At 60.1% G+C, this 16,227-nt stretch carries 15 protein-coding genes; 11 read left to right on the top strand and 4 right to left on the bottom strand.

What is annotated here, in order from left to right; translation table 11 throughout:
• Positions 1 to 78 precede the first annotated feature (78 nt).
• The gene (locus ACM6I0_RS24550) at positions 79 to 705 is read right to left on the bottom strand and encodes a TetR/AcrR family transcriptional regulator (RefSeq protein ID WP_414923501.1); all 627 of its coding nucleotides are present in this window, start codon (positions 703 to 705) and stop codon (positions 79 to 81) included.
• A gap of 177 nt (positions 706 to 882) precedes the next feature.
• Here ACM6I0_RS24550 and ACM6I0_RS24555 point away from each other — a divergent pair, with 177 nt between their 5' ends.
• The 8 genes from ACM6I0_RS24555 to ACM6I0_RS24590 all read left to right on the top strand — a co-directional run bounded on the left by ACM6I0_RS24555 (position 883) and on the right by ACM6I0_RS24590 (position 10,201).
• Positions 883 to 2,685, top strand: coding sequence for an acyclic terpene utilization AtuA family protein (locus tag ACM6I0_RS24555; RefSeq protein WP_414923502.1), 1,803 nt, complete (start codon positions 883 to 885; stop codon positions 2,683 to 2,685).
• Positions 2,686 to 2,697: 12 nt separating this feature from the next.
• Positions 2,698 to 3,567, top strand: coding sequence for an SDR family oxidoreductase (locus ACM6I0_RS24560; RefSeq protein ID WP_414923503.1), 870 nt, complete (start codon positions 2,698 to 2,700; stop codon positions 3,565 to 3,567).
• A gap of 3 nt (positions 3,568 to 3,570) precedes the next feature.
• Positions 3,571 to 5,187 carry a geranyl-CoA carboxylase subunit beta gene (atuC, locus tag ACM6I0_RS24565; RefSeq protein ID WP_414923504.1) on the top strand — a complete coding sequence of 539 codons (1,617 nt, stop codon included), beginning with the start codon at positions 3,571 to 3,573 and terminating at the stop codon, positions 5,185 to 5,187.
• Positions 5,188 to 5,213: 26 nt separating this feature from the next.
• The gene (atuD, locus tag ACM6I0_RS24570; protein ID WP_414923505.1) at positions 5,214 to 6,371 is read left to right on the top strand and encodes a citronellyl-CoA dehydrogenase; all 1,158 of its coding nucleotides are present in this window, start codon (positions 5,214 to 5,216) and stop codon (positions 6,369 to 6,371) included.
• Positions 6,368 to 7,165, top strand: coding sequence for an enoyl-CoA hydratase/isomerase family protein (locus ACM6I0_RS24575; protein WP_414923506.1), 798 nt, complete (start codon positions 6,368 to 6,370; stop codon positions 7,163 to 7,165). Before atuD ends, ACM6I0_RS24575 begins: the two co-directional genes overlap by 4 nt.
• A gap of 108 nt (positions 7,166 to 7,273) precedes the next feature.
• Complete coding sequence (locus ACM6I0_RS24580) at positions 7,274 to 9,235, top strand: acetyl/propionyl/methylcrotonyl-CoA carboxylase subunit alpha (protein ID WP_414923507.1); 1,962 nt, start codon at positions 7,274 to 7,276, stop codon at positions 9,233 to 9,235.
• A 71-nt stretch (positions 9,236 to 9,306) separates the two neighbouring features.
• Positions 9,307 to 9,855 carry an exonuclease domain-containing protein gene (locus tag ACM6I0_RS24585; protein WP_285430624.1) on the top strand — a complete coding sequence of 183 codons (549 nt, stop codon included), beginning with the start codon at positions 9,307 to 9,309 and terminating at the stop codon, positions 9,853 to 9,855.
• A 61-nt stretch (positions 9,856 to 9,916) separates the two neighbouring features.
• Complete coding sequence (locus ACM6I0_RS24590) at positions 9,917 to 10,201, top strand: pyrimidine/purine nucleoside phosphorylase (protein ID WP_010461229.1); 285 nt, start codon at positions 9,917 to 9,919, stop codon at positions 10,199 to 10,201.
• A 73-nt stretch (positions 10,202 to 10,274) separates the two neighbouring features.
• Here ACM6I0_RS24590 and ACM6I0_RS24595 read toward each other — a convergent pair whose 3' ends face one another.
• A complete protein-coding gene (locus ACM6I0_RS24595) occupies positions 10,275 to 11,081 on the bottom strand; it encodes an MOSC domain-containing protein (protein WP_414923508.1) in 807 nt (268 codons plus the stop codon).
• A 92-nt stretch (positions 11,082 to 11,173) separates the two neighbouring features.
• Complete coding sequence (locus ACM6I0_RS24600; RefSeq protein ID WP_131060074.1) at positions 11,174 to 12,109, bottom strand: chemotaxis protein CheV; 936 nt, start codon at positions 12,107 to 12,109, stop codon at positions 11,174 to 11,176.
• 463 nt (positions 12,110 to 12,572) lie between these two features.
• Here ACM6I0_RS24600 and ACM6I0_RS24605 point away from each other — a divergent pair, with 463 nt between their 5' ends.
• From ACM6I0_RS24605 to ACM6I0_RS24615, 3 genes are all read left to right on the top strand, one after another.
• The gene (locus ACM6I0_RS24605; protein WP_285430619.1) at positions 12,573 to 13,043 is read left to right on the top strand and encodes a hypothetical protein; all 471 of its coding nucleotides are present in this window, start codon (positions 12,573 to 12,575) and stop codon (positions 13,041 to 13,043) included.
• A 428-nt stretch (positions 13,044 to 13,471) separates the two neighbouring features.
• Positions 13,472 to 14,365 carry a sensor histidine kinase gene (locus ACM6I0_RS24610; protein ID WP_285430667.1) on the top strand — a complete coding sequence of 298 codons (894 nt, stop codon included), beginning with the start codon at positions 13,472 to 13,474 and terminating at the stop codon, positions 14,363 to 14,365.
• Positions 14,362 to 15,018 (top strand): response regulator transcription factor, encoded by a 657-nt coding sequence (locus ACM6I0_RS24615; protein ID WP_285430618.1) that lies wholly within the window; start codon positions 14,362 to 14,364, stop codon positions 15,016 to 15,018. Before ACM6I0_RS24610 ends, ACM6I0_RS24615 begins: the two co-directional genes overlap by 4 nt.
• On the opposite strand, the gene yegS is transcribed toward ACM6I0_RS24615, so the two are convergent.
• The gene (yegS, locus tag ACM6I0_RS24620) at positions 15,015 to 15,920 is read right to left on the bottom strand and encodes a lipid kinase YegS (RefSeq protein ID WP_285430666.1); all 906 of its coding nucleotides are present in this window, start codon (positions 15,918 to 15,920) and stop codon (positions 15,015 to 15,017) included. The two genes, ACM6I0_RS24615 and yegS, sit on opposite strands and share 4 nt — an antisense overlap.
• Positions 15,921 to 16,227: the final 307 nt, after the last annotated feature.

Genomic DNA, 16,227 nt, shown 5'->3' on the forward strand with positions numbered 1-16,227 from the left:
CCCCAAAAATACGCATCAATGCATTCAAGCTAGGCGGTTTCAGCCACTTAGCCAGTTTCCTGCGGCTTCAGAACAAACTTAATGTTTTTCTTCGAGTACAAGAATCAGTGCTTCATCGGCCAATTGATCGAGGCTCATGCTGCCATCGGCACGAAACCAGGTGGTGGTCCAGGACAATGCACCGGTCAGGAAGCGACGCGTAATGAACACATCACCGCGGATAAAACCGGCGTCCTTGGCTTCCCCCAGCACCTGCAGCCAAAGCGCTTCATAGATGTCACGCAAGGCCAGCACTTGCGCCTGCCCTTCTTCGGAGAGCGAACGCCATTCATACACCAACACAGCCATCGCCTCGCCACTGCCGCCCATGATCGACTGCAATTCGCAGCGAATCAGCGCCAACACCCGTTCGCGCACGTTGCTCGCCTCAGCCAGGGCTGCGCGCATCAACGCGGTGTTGTAGCGGATAGTCTCTTCCATCACCGCCCGCAGGATTTCGTCCTTGCTTTTGAAGTGATGAAAAATGCTGCCCGACTGAATGCCGACGGCGCCGGCCAGATCGCGCACGGTGGTGCGTTCATAACCTTTGTTGCGAAACAGGTGAGCCGCCACTTGCAGCAGTTTGCCGCGGGCGCTGTCCGGGTCGGTCAATTGGCCGCTGTCGACCAATTCGCGCATGACCCTCAGGGCTTTTTGCTCGTCCACCCGTTCTCTCCTACAGTCGATCAATCAGATGCGCCGCTCGCCACGAAAACAGCGGGATGCGCGGGCAATTTAAGCTGGCAACGGCTACCAAGCAAGCGCTCGGGGAGAAGATATTTCAGCCGTTTACAAACCAAGCGCTTGCTTGGTAGTCTCGATGCACTTCTGTCGGAGAGGGTTATGGAATTGACTGCGCCTAAAACGATTCGCATCGGCTGCGCCAGCGCGTTCTGGGGCGACACCTCGACCGCCGCCGCGCAACTGGTGGAAGGTGGGCGTCTGGACTATCTGGTCTTCGACTATTTAGCCGAGATAACGATGTCGATCATGGCCGGCGCACGGATGAAAGACCCGCAGGCAGGCTACGCAGGCGACTTCATCGAAGTCCTCAGTCCGCTGCTGGGGCAACTCGCCGAACAACAGATCCGTGTCATCAGCAACGCTGGCGGTGTCAACCCGCAAGCCTGCGCCGCTGCCCTGCAATCGGCGTGCGACAAAGCCGGCGTGGCGCTGAAAATCGCCGTGCTGCTGGGCGATGACTTGCAACCGCAGTTCAAACAGCTGAGCAGCCTTGGCGTCCAGGAGATGTTCAGCGGCGCGCCCTTGCCACCGATGTGCGTCTCGACCAACGCCTACCTCGGCGCACCGGGCATCGTCGAAGCCCTGCGCCTGGGCGCCGACATCGTCATCACCGGACGCGTGGTCGACAGCGCGGTGGTCAGCGCAGCGCTGGTGCATGAATTCGGCTGGTCCTGGCATGACTACGACAAGCTGGCCCAAGCCGCCCTGGCCGGGCACATCATCGAATGCGGCGCCCAATGCACCGGCGGCAATTTTACCGATTGGCGTGACGTGCCCGATTATGAACACATCGGTTTCCCCATCGTCGAGGTCAGCGCCGACAGCCAATTTATCGTCAGCAAACCCGAAGGCTCCGGCGGACTGGTCACGCCGCTGACCGTCGGCGAACAGATGCTGTATGAAATCGGCAACCCGCAGGCCTACCTTTTGCCGGACGTGGTCTGCGATTTCACTGAAGTCAAACTGGCGCAACAAGGCATAAACGCGGTTCAGGTGCACGGTGCAAAAGGCCTTGCGCCCACCGATCAATACAAGGTCAGCGCCACGTACCCGGACGGGTTCCGTTGCACCGCCAGTTGCCTGATCGCTGGGATCGACGCGGTCGACAAGGCCCGTCGAGTCAGCGAGGCGATCATCAACAAGACCTCGGAAATCTACAGCCAGCGCGGCTGGGCGCCCTACAGCGAAGTGAACATCGAGCTGCTCGGCAGCGAAGCCACCTACGGCCCGCACGGCCAGCGCCAGGACAGTCGCGAAGTGGTGATCAAGCTCGCCGTGCGCCATCCGAGCAAACAAGCCTTGATTGTGTTCTCCCGGGAAATCGCCCAGGCCGCGACGGGCATGGCGCCGGGGTTGACCGGCATTGTCGGGGGCCGCCCGACGGTGTATCCGCTGATCCGGCTGTTCTCGTTCCTCATCGACAAAACTGCGTGCACGTTGGAGATTGATCTCAAGGGGCAACGCCACCCGTGCGCCCTGCCTGCCGTCGATGTGCTCGACCCGGCTGACCTGCCCGTGCCGTTCGATCCGCCACAACCCACTGGCCGCGCCGATGCCAGCGTGGCGCTGATCAAACTCGCCGTGGCCCGCTCGGGTGACAAAGGCAATCACAGCAACATCGGCGTCATGGCCCGCGAGCCCGAGTATCTGCCGTGGATCGCCGAAGCCCTGACGCCTGAAGTGATGGTCGACTGGATGAGCCACGTCCTCGACCCGATTCACGGACGCGTCGAACGCTGGTATTTGCCCGGCACCCACAGCTTGAATTTTCTTCTGGAGAACGCGCTGGGCGGCGGTGGCGTGGCCAGCCTGCGCATCGATCCGCAAGGCAAGGCGTTCGCCCAGCAGCTGTTGGAGATCCAGATTCCGGTGCCCCAGCGCATCGCCGACCAGGTCAACTAGAGGACTGTCGCCATGGTTTACGATTCGATTTTCAGAGCTGATCTGTTTGCCGGCCAAACCATCATCGTCACCGGCGGCGGCAGTGGCATCGGCCGTTGCACCGCCCACGAACTGGCGGCCCTCGGCGCGCATGTGTTGTTGGTCGGACGCAAGGCCGACAAGTTGAAAAGCGTCGCTGCCGAGATAGCCGAAGACGGCGGCACGGCGGACTGGGCCATCTGCGACATACGCGAGGAAGAAGCGGTCACGCACCTGGTCAGCGAGTTGATTCGCAAGCACGGGCCGATTCATGGATTGGTCAACAATGCCGGCGGGCAATACCCCTCGCCGCTGGCCTCGATCAATCAGAAGGGTTTTGAAACCGTGATGCGCACCAACCTGGTGGGCGGCTTCCTGATGGCACGGGAAGTGTTCAATCAATCCATGAGCAAGCACGGCGGCGCCATCGTCAACATGCTCGCCGACATGTGGGGCGGCATGCCCGGCATGGGCCACTCGGGCGCGGCGCGTTCGGGCATGGACAACCTGACCAAGACCGCCGCCTTCGAATGGGGTTACGCCGGGGTGCGGGTCAACGCCGTGGCGCCGGGCTGGATCGCTTCCAGCGGCATGGACACTTACGAGGGCGCGTTCAAAGCGGTGATTCCGACCCTGCGCGAACACGTGCCGCTCAAACGCATCGGCACGGAATCGGAAGTGAGCGCGGCGATTGTTTTCCTGCTGAGCCCGGCCGCCGCGTTCATCAGCGGCAGCACCTTGCGTATCGACGGCGCGGCGAGCCTGGGCGGCCGGGCGTGGCCGATTCACAAGGCCACCAACAGTGTGTCGTACAACGGTTTCCACCGCGCGTACTTACCCGAAGTGCTCAAGGATAAGGAATAAGCCATGCCGGTGATCCAGTCTCAGGTCGACCCGCTCAGTGAACAGTTCGCCCACAACCGAACCGCGATGCTGGCCGGCATCGAGCAGGTCCGACAGCTTGAGCAAAACCTGCTGAACAAAGCAGCCGAAGCCAAAGACAAGTTCGACAAGCGCGGCCAGTTGCTGCCCCGTGAACGCCTCAATCTACTGCTCGACCCTGGCGCGCCGTTCCTCGAACTGGCGAGCCTGGCCGGCTATAAACTGCACGATGACAAGGACGGCAGCTCGGCCGGTGGCGGTCTGATTGCCGGCATCGGTTATGTGTCCGGCGTGCGGGTGCTGGTGGTGGCGAACAACAGCGCGATCAGGGGCGGGACCATTTCCCCCAGCGGTTTGAAAAAGTCCCTGCGCCTGCAACAGATCGCCATGGAAAACAAACTGCCGGTCATCACCCTCGCCGAGAGCGGCGGCGCCAACCTCAATTACGCGGCAGAGATTTTCGTTGAAGGCGCGCGCACTTTTGCCAATCAGGCGCGGATGTCAGCCATGGGCCTGCCGCAGATCACCGTGGTCCACGGCTCGGCCACGGCGGGCGGTGCTTACCAGCCAGGCCTCTCGGATTACGTGGTGGTGGTGCGGGGCAAAGCCAAGCTGTTTCTGGCCGGCCCGCCGCTGCTCAAGGCCGCCACCGGCGAGGTCGCGACCGACGAAGAACTGGGCGGCGCCGAGATGCACGCGCAAACCGCCGGTACTGCCGAATACCTGGCCGAGAACGACGCCGATGGCGTGCGCCAGGTACGCGAAATCGTCAGCCTGTTGTCGTGGAACGCGCGCTTGCCCGCCGCGCCCGCCCGGTATTGGGAAGACCCGCTCTACCCTATCGACGAGCTGCTCGGGCTGATTCCCGACGACCCGAAAAAACCTTATGACGTGCGCGAAATCATCGCGCGAATTGCCGACGCTTCGAACTTCCTCGAGTTCAAGAGCGAATTCGATCAGCAGACCGTTTGCGGTCACTTGCACATTCAGGGACGCGCCTGCGGATTCATCGGCAACAACGGCCCGATCACGCCCAAGGGGGCGAGCAAGGCGGCGCAATTCATTCAGCTCTGTGACCAGAGCCAGACACCGCTGCTGTTTTTCCACAACACCACCGGGTTCATGGTCGGCACCGAATCGGAACAGCAAGGTGTGATCAAGCATGGTGCGAAGATGATTCAAGCGGTGGCCAACGCCCGAGTGCCCAAGCTGACCATTGTTGTCGGCGGCTCCTACGGCGCCGGCAACTACGCGATGTGCGGCCGTGGTCTCGACCCGCGCTTCATCTTCGCCTGGCCCAACAGCCGCACGGCGGTGATGGGCGGAGCCCAGGCCGGCAAAGTGCTGCGCATCGTCACCGAGGCCAAGCAGCTCAAGGACGGTCTGGTACCCGACCCGAAAATGCTCGACATGCTGGAGCAAGTCACCGCACAGAAACTCGACAGCCAGTCCACGGCGCTTTATGCCAGCGCCAATCTGTGGGACGACGGTCTGATCGACCCGCGAGATACCCGCACGTTGCTCGGGTATCTGCTGGACATCTGTCATGAGGCTGACGTACGGCCGCTGCAAACCAACAGTTTTGGCGTCGCGAGATTCTGATCGCAGGTCACAGGAGAACAATAAGAATGATCTTCACCCAGGAACACGAAGCACTGCGTCGCACCGTCCGCCAGTTCGTCGATCACGAGATCAACCCGCACGTCGAGGAATGGGAAAAGGCCGGGCGCTTCCCGATTCACGAGATCTTCCGCAAGGCCGGTGACCTCGGATTGCTGGGGATTTCCAAACCGGAAAAGTTTGGCGGTATGGGCCTCGACTACAGCTATTCGATCGTTGCGGCCGAAGAGTTCGGCACCATCCACTGCGGCGGGATTCCGATGTCCATCGGCGTGCAAACCGACATGTGCACACCGGCCCTCGCCCGCTTCGGCTCCGATGAACTGCGCGAAGAGTTCCTGCGCCCGGCGATTACCGGCGAACAGGTTGGCTGCATCGGCGTCTCCGAAGTCGGCGCCGGTTCCGACGTGGCCGGGTTGAAAACGACCGCCCGCAAGGACGGCGACGACTACGTGATCAACGGCAGCAAAATGTGGATCACCAACTCGCCGAGCGCCGACTTCATCTGTTTGCTGGCCAACACCTCGGACGACAAACCGCACGTCAACAAGTCGCTGATCATGGTGCCGATGAACACCCCGGGCATCAGCCTCAGCTCGCACCTGGACAAGCTCGGCATGCGCAGTTCGGAAACCGCCCAGGTGTTTTTCGACAACGTGCGCGTACCGCAGCGCAACCGCATCGGACACGAAGGTGCGGGGTTCATGATGCAGATGCTGCAGTTCCAGGAAGAACGCCTGTTCGGCGCGGCGAACATGATCAAGAGCCTGGAATACTGCGTCGACAGCACCATCGAGTATTGCAAGGAACGCAAGACGTTCGGTAGCGCGCTGATCGATAACCAGGTCATTCACTTCCGCCTCGCCGAACTGCAAACCGAAATCGAATGCTTGCGCGCACTGGTCTACCAGGCCACCGAGCAATACATCAAAGGCCAGGATGTCACGCGCCTGGCGTCGATGGCCAAACTCAAGGCCGGGCGCCTGGGCCGCGAGGTCAGCGACAGCTGCCTGCAATATTGGGGCGGCATGGGCTTCATGTGGGACAACCCGGTGGCCCGCGCCTACCGTGACGTGCGGCTGGTGTCGATTGGCGGCGGCGCCGACGAAATCATGCTGGGGATCATCTGCAAACTCATGGGCATCCTGCCGGGGAAAAAGAAATGAGCGCCCTGCCTGCTTGTCAGACCTTGCTGCTGGAATCACACAACGGCGTGCTGCACATCACCCTCAATCGTCCGGACAGCCGCAACGCCATGAGCTTGCAGATGGTCGACGAACTGCGCGCAGTGCTGGCGACGGTGCGCGACGATCGAACCGTTCGCGCACTGGTAATCGGTGGTGCCGGCGGGCATTTTTGCGCCGGTGGCGACATCAAGGACATGGCCAATGCTCGCACTCATGGGGCAAGCGCCTATCGCGACTTGAACAGAGCCTTCGGTGCGCTGCTGCAAGCGGTGCAACACGCGCCGCAAGTGGTCATCACCGTGCTGCAAGGCGCAGTGCTCGGCGGTGGATTGGGCCTGGCGTGCGTCAGCGACATTGCCCTGGCCGATCACAACGCGCAATTCGGCCTGCCGGAAACCAGCCTGGGTCTGCTGCCGGCGCAGATTGCGCCGTTCGTGGTCCAGCGCATCGGCTTGACCCATGCACGTCGACTGGCGCTGACGGCGGCGCGCTTCGATGGCACCCAAGCGCGCCGCATGGGGCTGGTGCATTTCGTCGAGCATGACGCGCAAGCCTTGGCCGAGCGTCTCGATGAAGTGCTCGCCCATGTGTTGTGCTGCGCGCCGGGGGCGAATGCGACGACGAAAAAGCTATTGCTGGCGAGCGCCGGCCAGCCATCCGATGCGTTGTTGGACGAAGCGGCTGAGTGGTTCAGCGAAGCGGTGACTGGCGCGGAAGGGGTCGAGGGGACGATGGCGTTCGTGCAAAAACGCAAACCGGGGTGGGCTTCTTAGAAGAATCGCAGGCAAGCCTGCTCCCACATTGAAAAGCATTCCCCTGTGGGAGCGGGCTTGCACGCGATTAAGCCAGCACTTTCACCGCACAACTTGAGAGAAGACAAGATGCCCGCCCTCAAAAAAATCCTGATCGCCAACCGTGGTGAAATCGCCTGCCGCATCCAGCGCACGGCCCAAGCCCTGGGCTACCGCACCGTCGCTGTCTTCAGCGATGCCGACGCTGACGCCCTGCACGTACAAATGGCCGACCAGGCCGTCAACATCGGCCCGGCCCCGGTGCAGCAGTCCTACCTGAACATCCCGGCCATCCTCGACGCCGCCCGCCGCACCGGTGCCGACGCGATTCACCCCGGCTATGGCTTTCTTTCCGAAAACGCCGAATTCGCCCGCGCCTGCCAACGCGCCGGCATCACCTTCATCGGCCCCAGCCCCGAAGCCATTGAGCTGATGGGCAGCAAGCGCCTGTCAAAGCTCGCCATGCTCGAGGCCGGCGTGCCCTGCATCGACGGCTATCAAGGCCCTGAACAGGACGACGCGACCCTGAGCCGCGAAGCCGGGCGCATCGGTTACCCGCTGATGATCAAGGCCAGCGCCGGGGGTGGCGGACGCGGCATGCGCCTGGTGCACAGCGCCGGGGACCTGCTGGAACAATTGCGAACCGCGCGCTCCGAGGCCCTGCACGGGTTTGGCAGCGACGAGCTGATTCTCGAACAAGCGCTGATCGATCCACGGCATGTCGAAGTGCAAGTATTTGGCGACCAGCACGGCCACTTGATCCACCTCGGCGAGCGCGACTGCTCGATCCAGCGGCGCCATCAGAAAGTCATCGAAGAAGCGCCCTGCCCGGTCATGACCACCGAATTGCGTCAGGCCATGGGCGACGCGGCGCTCAAGGCTGGGCGCGCAGTCAATTACGTCGGCGCCGGTACCGTGGAATTCCTGCTGGATGCGCGCGGGCAGTTTTATTTCCTGGAGATGAACACCCGGCTGCAAGTGGAGCATCCGGTCACCGAATTGATCACCGGCCTGGACCTCGTGGCTTGGCAGCTGCACGTCGCCGAAGGCTTGCCTCTGCCATTGCGACAAGAGCAGGTGCCACTCAACGGGCATGCCATGGAAGTGCGCTTGTACGCCGAAGATCCGGCGCAGGGTTTTGTGCCGCAAACCGGTCGGATCGAGGCCTGGGAGCTTGCATTACAGGACGGTGTGCGCATCGATCATGGCTTGATCGAAGGCCAGGCCATCAGCCCGTTCTATGACCCGATGCTCGGCAAAATCATCGCCCATGGTGCTACCCGCGAAGAGGCCCGGCGCAAGTTGCTGCGGGCAGTACAGGACAGCGTGTTGCTGGGGGTGCAAAGCAATCAGCGTTTACTCGCCAGTTTGCTGCAACACCCGCAGTTCATCAGCGGCGAGTTCAGCACCGGGTTCATCCCGAGCTTTTTCGCCGACCACCCTTGCCTGCATCCGCACGTTCCGGGCGCTGAAGAACTGGCCATTGCTGCGGCGCTGTTCTATCACGCCTCGGCACAGACCTACATCGCCCCGCTGGCCGGCTGGCGCAACAACGCCAGTGTGCCCCTGCACTATCGCATCGGCGTGGAAGATCAGGACTGGCAGGTGGAACTGAACGCTCTGCCTGACCAACCTTACCGGTTGACGGTCGGTCCTCGAACCCTCCACTTGAAAGTCATCCAGTGCGACGGGCGCTGGGCAACCCTGGACATTGATGGCATTCGTCAGCGCCATGCCTACTGTCTCGACGTGGGTCAACTGTGGCTGTCCACCCGTCCCGGCAGCCTGCGGCTGATCAATCGGACCCAGGCGCTGGTCAGCGCTCAGGCCAGCGTCAGCAGCGGTACCCTGAAGGCACCGATGGACGGGGCGATCGTCGATGTATTGGTCAGTGAAGGCAGCCCGGTCAGCAAAGGTCAGCTGCTGGTGGTGCTCGAAGCAATGAAAATGGAGCATCCGCTCAAGTCAGGCATCGACGGAGTGCTCAAGCGCTTGCAGGTCCGGGTCGGCGATCAGGTTAAAAATCGTCAGATTTTGTTGGAGGTCGAATAAGCCGCTAGGCGGATCCGTCGGGTTTGGCTACGCTCAAGTCCTATCAGGACGCGGATACCAGGAACCCTGCGATGCCTCATTGGCTGGTAATCGATCTGGAAGCCACCACCGATGACGGTGGATGGCCTGTTACAGAAATGGAAATCATCGAAATCGGTGCCACCCTCGTCGACCGTAAAGGGCGCGAAGTGGATTTTTTCCAGTGCTTCGTTCGACCGTTGAAGCGGCCGTTGCTGACGCCGTTTTGCCGGGAGCTGACCCATATCACTCAGGCCAACGTCGACGCAGCGCAGACGCTGAGCGAGGTATGGCCGTCGTTCGAGCAATGGCTGGAGCAACATCAGTCGATTCTGGAGGGCTGGGCCAGTTGGGGCGACTACGATCGCAAGCAACTGCTGCAAGAGTGGCAGCGTCTGCAACTGGACAGTGCTCTGGGCAGCGTGCCGCACATGAATCTCAAACAGCGCTTTGCCAAGGCCCGACGCCTGGAGCGTCCGCTGGGACTCAACGCCGCATTGCAACTGGCGGGCATGCAGTTCAATGGCCAACAGCACCGGGCACTGGAAGATGCGCGCAATACAGCGCGTTTGTTGCCGCAGGTTCTCCCCCTCGAGAGGTGACGGCGTTCGAGGCCTTGTGCATACTGGCCAGCCCTTTTTAGCCCTTTTCGAGGAATCGCCCATGTTTAAAGTCAACGAGTACTTCGACGGCACCGTCAAGTCGATCGCCTTTGGCACCGCTGAAGGTCCTGCGACCATCGGCGTCATGGCTCCGGGCGAATACGAATTCGGCACCAGCCAGCGTGAAATCATGCACGTGGTGACCGGCGCCCTGACCGTCAAACTGCCTGACAGCACCGATTGGGAAACCTTCGCCGCCGGCAGCCAGTTCAACGTGCCCGCCAACAGCAAGTTCCAGCTGAAAGTAGCCGTCGACACCGCTTACCTGTGCGAATACCGCGGCTAAAACCCCGGGGTTTCACCGCAACAAAAAAAAGCCCGCGTCCTTTTGGGACGCGGGCATTTTTGTTCAGGGTGGTTTATTCCAGGATCGTCACCGGCATACCGACTTCAAGTTGGCCGTTGCTGTCGTTGACCAGATTCTGGCCGAACATCGCGCCATCGGCCTCGGCACGGTATTTCTGCAACGTGGCCAGCGGTTCGCGATCTTCGCTGCGTTCACCGGTTTGCGGGTCGATGGTGGTCAGAATGCAGCGCGCGCAAGACTTGACCACACGGAACTCGACATCGCCGATGCGCAGACGCTTCCAGCCATCCTCGGCATACGCCTCGCTGCCCTCGATCACCAGGTTGGGCCGAAAGCGGAGCATTTCCAGCGGGCGCCCGACCTTTTGCGACAAGTCCTCCAGGGACGCCTGGCCGATCAGCAACAGCGGGAAGCCATCGGCGAACGCGACCTGATCATCGTCCTTGCCGTAACCCGATTGGGTCGTTCGCGCGCGATCAAGCGGCACTTGCACCAGACGCGTCGGTTTGCCGATGAATTCACTGACCCAGGCCGCCGCCTCAACGCCGGCATCCGGCACGCGCAAGGTGTCGCGCCAGATCGTCACGCCACGCAGTTCCGCGTCGCTGGCAGGCAATGCGATGTCGATGGATGTTCGGCCTGGGGCGCTGAGGGTCAAGCCGCCGTCGGCGTTCCACAACGCCGATAACTGACTCATCTGCGCCACGGCACGCTGGGTCAGAAAGCGCCCGCTGGCTTCGTCCACCAGCATCCAGCGCCGATCACCGTCCAACCCCAGTTTATCGAGGCTGATCGATTGCAGGCTCTCGCCCTTGCCGGATTTCAATGGATAACGGTAAAGCGCGCTCAGACGCAACATGGCCAGCTCCCTGGTGGACAAAAAACGCCACCCTATACGAGCTTGATCGCCGAATCAAAGGCTGGCATCAGCGCCAGCCTGTCGGGCTGTAATCAGGCAGGGACTTCGTCGAGCATCAGACGCTGGCGCACCACGTCAACGAGTTTGTCCGGCTGGAACTTGGAGAGGAAATTGTCACAGCCGACCTTCTTCACCATCGAGTCGTTGAAGCTGCCCGACAACGAAGTGTGCAACACAACGTAAAGGCCACGCAGACGCGGGTCGTTGCGGATTTCGGTGGTGAGGCGATAGCCGTCCATTTCCGGCATTTCTGCATCGGTGAACACCATCAACAGTTTGTCGGTCATGGACACGCCCGTATCGGCCCATGCCTTGAGCATATTCAGCGCCTTCAAGCCGTCACTGGCGATGTGCATCTTCACGCCCAACTGACCCAGCGTATCGCGCAATTGCGACAGGGCCACATTGGAGTCGTCCACCAACAGCACTTCACGACCACGGGCGCGTTCCAGCACCGGGTCGTCGAGTTTTTCACGGGAGACCTTGGCGTTGTACGGCACGATTTCAGCCAGCACTTTTTCGACGTCGATGATTTCCACCAACTGGTCATCGACTTTACTGATGGCCGTCAGGTAATGCTGGCGGCCGGCGCTGGTCGGAGGTGGCAGGATCGCTTCCCAGTTCATATTGACGATGCGGTCCACGCCACCCACCAGGAACGCCTGTACCGAGCGATTGTATTCGGTGACGATAATCGTGCTGGTCGGGCTAGGCACCAGTGGACGCATGCCGATGGCCTGGGACAAGTCGATCACCGGCAACGTCTGGCCCCGCAGATTGACCACGCCACAGACAAACGGATGGCGCTGCGGCATCAGCGTCAGTTTTGGCAGTTGCAACACTTCCTGCACCTTAAAGACGTTAATGGCGAACAATTGCCGGCCGGCCAACCGGAACATGAGAATTTCCAGGCGATTCTCACCCACTAGTTGTGTGCGTTGGTCTACCGTGTCGAGAATGCCGGCCATCAATGACTCCTGGGCTTGTTCTGATGAATTCACTAAAGGGAGTTATCGGCTGTTATCGCCGGATCTTGACCCCAAGACAAAATGCCACGAACGAACATTGATGTCACATTAACATCATGCTTTACTGGCTACGTGACTTCATCTGCTACATTCCCCTGCGGCGCGACCTCGGTTTGCACGTTAGGTTCCCAAGCGTAAGGGATTCCCCTAGTAACAATCAGGCCCAACCTGATGTTCGCAATATCCAATAGCCATTAATGTGACGCCATTCTCATTGCATGAACGGAGTCAGGCTTTTGTGTGCGATCGCAGGTAAGTGGCCATCCACCCTCTCGAGTTCCCCAGCCTGCGTCCAGGCTTGCCGGAGCGCGATCTCATGCCGGCATGGCAGTGTCAGGGCGCTGGACGCCCGCGTTGACACACGCGACATCCCCTCATTTGACAAGACGTTGTGGAGATAAGCATGCCAAACCAACCCAAGCAGTGGGCCCAGCGGCTACCCGAGTTTCTTGTCGAAGCTGAAACGCTCCTGACCAAGTCGGAGGAGTGCCTGAGCCATCTGCAACTCATCAGCAATGACAAAGACGCAATCGATTGCATGCTCAGCAGTCTGCTCAAACTGGCGAGCAGGGCCGACGCCCTCGCATTGGAAGCCGTGTCTGAATTTTCACTGCATATTCATGGTTTGTTGAATCACGCCCAAAACCACATGGACCTGCATGAACAGGCGCTGGATGCCTTGAAAGACTGCTTCACGTTGATGGCCTGGCAACTCGAACTTATCGATCAGACCACCGGCCAGCTCAGCCTGGATGACAGTGAACAGACTTCCCTGATCGAAGCCTTTGCGTTTCAGGTCGGACACCGTCCATTTCAGCCATCGGTTAATTCCAAACCGTTCACGCTCGTTTCTTATTCGGAACGCCAGGCTTAATTCGTCAGACACCCTGCCGTGTTACCTATTCTTATTGCCATGAAGCTGCTCGGTAACTTGAGTACGCTCATGTCGCAATTGAATATTTCATACCTGCCAACGACAGTTCGATATAAATAAAAACTCCCCCCTTCCGTAAACTTTTTCCATTGTGGAAGCATCGTCCAAACGCCCTGTTTCCTGACCGTATGGACATATATACCAAACGCGACCAACGGTATGTTAAGTGGTATTATGCCGACCATTAGTTGACGTCAATTAATGGCAAGATGACGCCGAAGCAAGAACAGCGCCCATTCAAGTTGGAAGCTTTCTAAATCGCGCGACTGCACATTGCTTGAAGCGAGTCACTACAGATTTTCAAATACAGTCCCGTCAGCGACCATGGCGGATCTGCCCGCAGCGAACATTCATTGGCTCCATCCGCTATGTACGCCAGCCTCAAATCACTCACGCCATGGCCACCCTCCGCAAAAAATGCGCGACGGCTCATGCTTTTGTTATGCCTGTGCTCGGCGCTTGGCAGTGTGCTGATTTTCAGTGCTTCGGCACCGCTGCCGGCAAGCTTGCTGGTCCTCAACCTGGTGGTGCTGGCGGTTGTCTGGGGGCAAGGACATTTCTCACGCAAGTCGATCAAGTTTGAGCCGCAAGAACTGGCGGACCGCCTGCTGCAAGTCCAGGAAAACGAACGCCACCGGCTCAGCCGCGAATTACATGACGACATCGGCCAGTTGCTGACCGCTGCAAAACTCCAAAGTGAATGGCTCAAACGCCGGATGCCGGAAGAAATGCAGGGCCAGTGTTCGACGCTCTGCGACACTCTGGACGAAACCCTGGCCAAGGTTCGCGATGTCTCGGCCATCCTCAACCCCAGACAGTTGACCAGTCTCGGCCTGGAAGCCAGCCTGCGGGCACATCTGCTCAAGACCCTGGCCAATACCTCCATACACTGGAGCCTGGAATGCCACCAGCGCCTGACCGGAATACCGGAGGAAATGTCGGTGGCCGCCTTTCGAATCACCCAGGAAGCGGTGACTAATATTCAGCGTCACGCCGAAGCGAAAAATCTGTTGGTCCGCTTGCAACGTTTGCCTCAAGGCCTGACGCTGTTAATCAGTGATGACGGCCTGGGTTTCGCGCCAGCAGTCGACCCCGGCAGAGAGGGACAACGCGGGATGGCCGGGATGCTGGAACGGATCGAGCAACTGGGCGGCACCCTGGCCGTGACCAGCGAGCCGGGTAAAGGCACTCAAATCGAAGCACTCTTTCCCTGGGCGCCCCGAGCGCTTGAACGGGCCAGTTCGAATAAGGTTATGCATTGACTTGTAACTTACTTCTGGTGGATGACCACTCGCTTATCAGGGCAGGCGTGCGCGCTCTGGTGCTGGACATTCCTGGCTACGCGGTAATCGGCGAGGCCAACGACGGCTCGCAACTACTGGAAATGGTCGAGAAGCTGTCCCCCGACATCGTTCTGCTGGATATCTCCATGAGAGAGACCGGTGGCCTTGAAGCCTTGCAACGTCTCAAGCGGGTGCGCCCGCAAAGCAAGGTGCTGATCCTGTCGATGCACACCGATCCTGCGCTCATCATGCAAGCGCTGGAATCCGGAGCCCACGGCTACTTGCTCAAGGACACCACGGCGACCGAGCTGGAACATGCCCTGGACGCCTTGCGTAACAACGAACGTTATCTGAGCCCGGCCATCGCTCACACGGTGATCAACCAGGCACTGATCCGCAACCAGAAGCAGCAGCAGACAACGGACTCGCACAACCTGACCGCGCGGCAACTGGAAATCCTGCGACTGATTGTCCGCGGAAAATCCACCCGGGAAATCGCCAATGGCCTGGGCCTGAGTATCAAGACTGTTGAAACCCATCGCTCGCAGATCATGAAGCGCTTGCAGATCTACGACGTGGCGGGCCTGGTCCTGTTTGCCGTGCGCGAGCAAATCATCAGCCTGGACGACTAGCCGCTTTTCGATGTACTGAGCAGTGGCGAGTGTTCAGGCAAATGCACGCGCAACGCTGCCGGCCGCGCACTGAAGCGCAGATTTTCGCCCTCCAGGGGCTCGCCATCCAGATTAATGTGCAGACCTTCGGAAACCTTGATCTCGACCCATGGCAAGCGGGCTCGAACAAACATGTTGTCGATGCCGAATCCGTCGGCCAGCAACGTCTTCAACGTACTCACCACCTCCTGCGGCGCGGGCAAGATGCTGATATCCAGCAGACCATCGTCAGCCAGCGCGTGCGGGCACAGCACATGGCCACCGCCCGCTTGCCGGCCATTGCCGATGCCCAAGGCCAATAACTCGCCACTCCAGTGAAAGTCCGGGCCCTGCAACTCACCGTACGCGGCATGCAACTCGCTGAAGCGCGACAAACCGGTGAACAGATAGGCGGCCCCGCCGAGTACCTTTTTCAAGTCTTCGGACGTGTTCGCCGTGACCCGACTACCGAATCCACCGGTGGCCATGTTCAAAAACATCTGCCCTCCAACCTCCCCCAGATCGATGGCGTGAGGCGCAGCCTCCAACAGGTCCAGGGCTGGCGCCGGCTCAAGCGGCACGCCGGCGGCGCGAGCAAAATCGTTTGCGGTACCCAGAGGCATCAGCACCAGACTGGCCTGGGTCGACTGCGCTGCCATGGCCTCGGCGATATCACGCAGGGTGCCATCACCGCCGCCGGCAATCAGGTGCGTATACCCTGCACTCAGCGCTTCTCCTACCAGTCGCTGCGCGTCACCCGCTTCCCAGGTCAATCGGACGGCCAGCTCCCAGCCCTGCTTGCGCTTGCCTTCGACGGCCGCGCGGACCTCCTCGTTGAGTGCCTGCTTACCGTGCAGAATCAACAGCGCCTTGCGCTCACCCATTGTTGTCGCCCCCATGATTGAAATCCATATGAGAGATGTTGACCTCAGGGGTGCCCATAAAAGTCGGCAGACATTGAATTATTTCAACGCCAGTGCGCTGGCGTCCTACAGGGCTGGGATTTTTCTTACGAAACGTGAGGAATCGGCTCAATTGACCAGCCAGGGTGATTAGTAGACCGTGGTGTCTGTGGTTCTCAATCATCATTAGCAACCCCACAAGGACGTGCACGCAATGAACAACCCCGCTTCAAAAGCCCTGAAAAGCACAATCGACGGCGGTATCGGCCGCTCCAGTGATGTCAATGCA

This window comes from Pseudomonas sp. IT-P294, from assembly GCF_949767865.1.
GTDB lineage: Bacteria > Pseudomonadota > Gammaproteobacteria > Pseudomonadales > Pseudomonadaceae > Aquipseudomonas.

Bases quoted from the DNA above. Each gene is read 5' to 3' on its own strand.
- ACM6I0_RS24555 (WP_414923502.1), top strand. From the start codon at position 883: ATGGAATTGACTGCGCCTAAAACGATTCGCATCGGCTGCGCCAGCGCG.
- ACM6I0_RS24560 (WP_414923503.1), top strand. From the start codon at position 2,698: ATGGTTTACGATTCGATTTTCAGAGCTGATCTGTTTGCCGGCCAAACC.
- atuC (WP_414923504.1), top strand. From the start codon at position 3,571: ATGCCGGTGATCCAGTCTCAGGTCGACCCGCTCAGTGAACAGTTCGCC.
- atuD (WP_414923505.1), top strand. From the start codon at position 5,214: ATGATCTTCACCCAGGAACACGAAGCACTGCGTCGCACCGTCCGCCAG.
- ACM6I0_RS24575 (WP_414923506.1), top strand. From the start codon at position 6,368: ATGAGCGCCCTGCCTGCTTGTCAGACCTTGCTGCTGGAATCACACAAC.
- ACM6I0_RS24580 (WP_414923507.1), top strand. From the start codon at position 7,274: ATGCCCGCCCTCAAAAAAATCCTGATCGCCAACCGTGGTGAAATCGCC.
- ACM6I0_RS24585 (WP_285430624.1), top strand. From the start codon at position 9,307: ATGCCTCATTGGCTGGTAATCGATCTGGAAGCCACCACCGATGACGGT.
- ACM6I0_RS24590 (WP_010461229.1), top strand. From the start codon at position 9,917: ATGTTTAAAGTCAACGAGTACTTCGACGGCACCGTCAAGTCGATCGCC.
- ACM6I0_RS24595 (WP_414923508.1), bottom strand. From the start codon at position 11,081: ATGTTGCGTCTGAGCGCGCTTTACCGTTATCCATTGAAATCCGGCAAG.
- ACM6I0_RS24600 (WP_131060074.1), bottom strand. From the start codon at position 12,109: ATGGCCGGCATTCTCGACACGGTAGACCAACGCACACAACTAGTGGGT.
- ACM6I0_RS24605 (WP_285430619.1), top strand. From the start codon at position 12,573: ATGCCAAACCAACCCAAGCAGTGGGCCCAGCGGCTACCCGAGTTTCTT.
- ACM6I0_RS24610 (WP_285430667.1), top strand. From the start codon at position 13,472: ATGTACGCCAGCCTCAAATCACTCACGCCATGGCCACCCTCCGCAAAA.
- yegS (WP_285430666.1), bottom strand. From the start codon at position 15,920: ATGGGTGAGCGCAAGGCGCTGTTGATTCTGCACGGTAAGCAGGCACTC.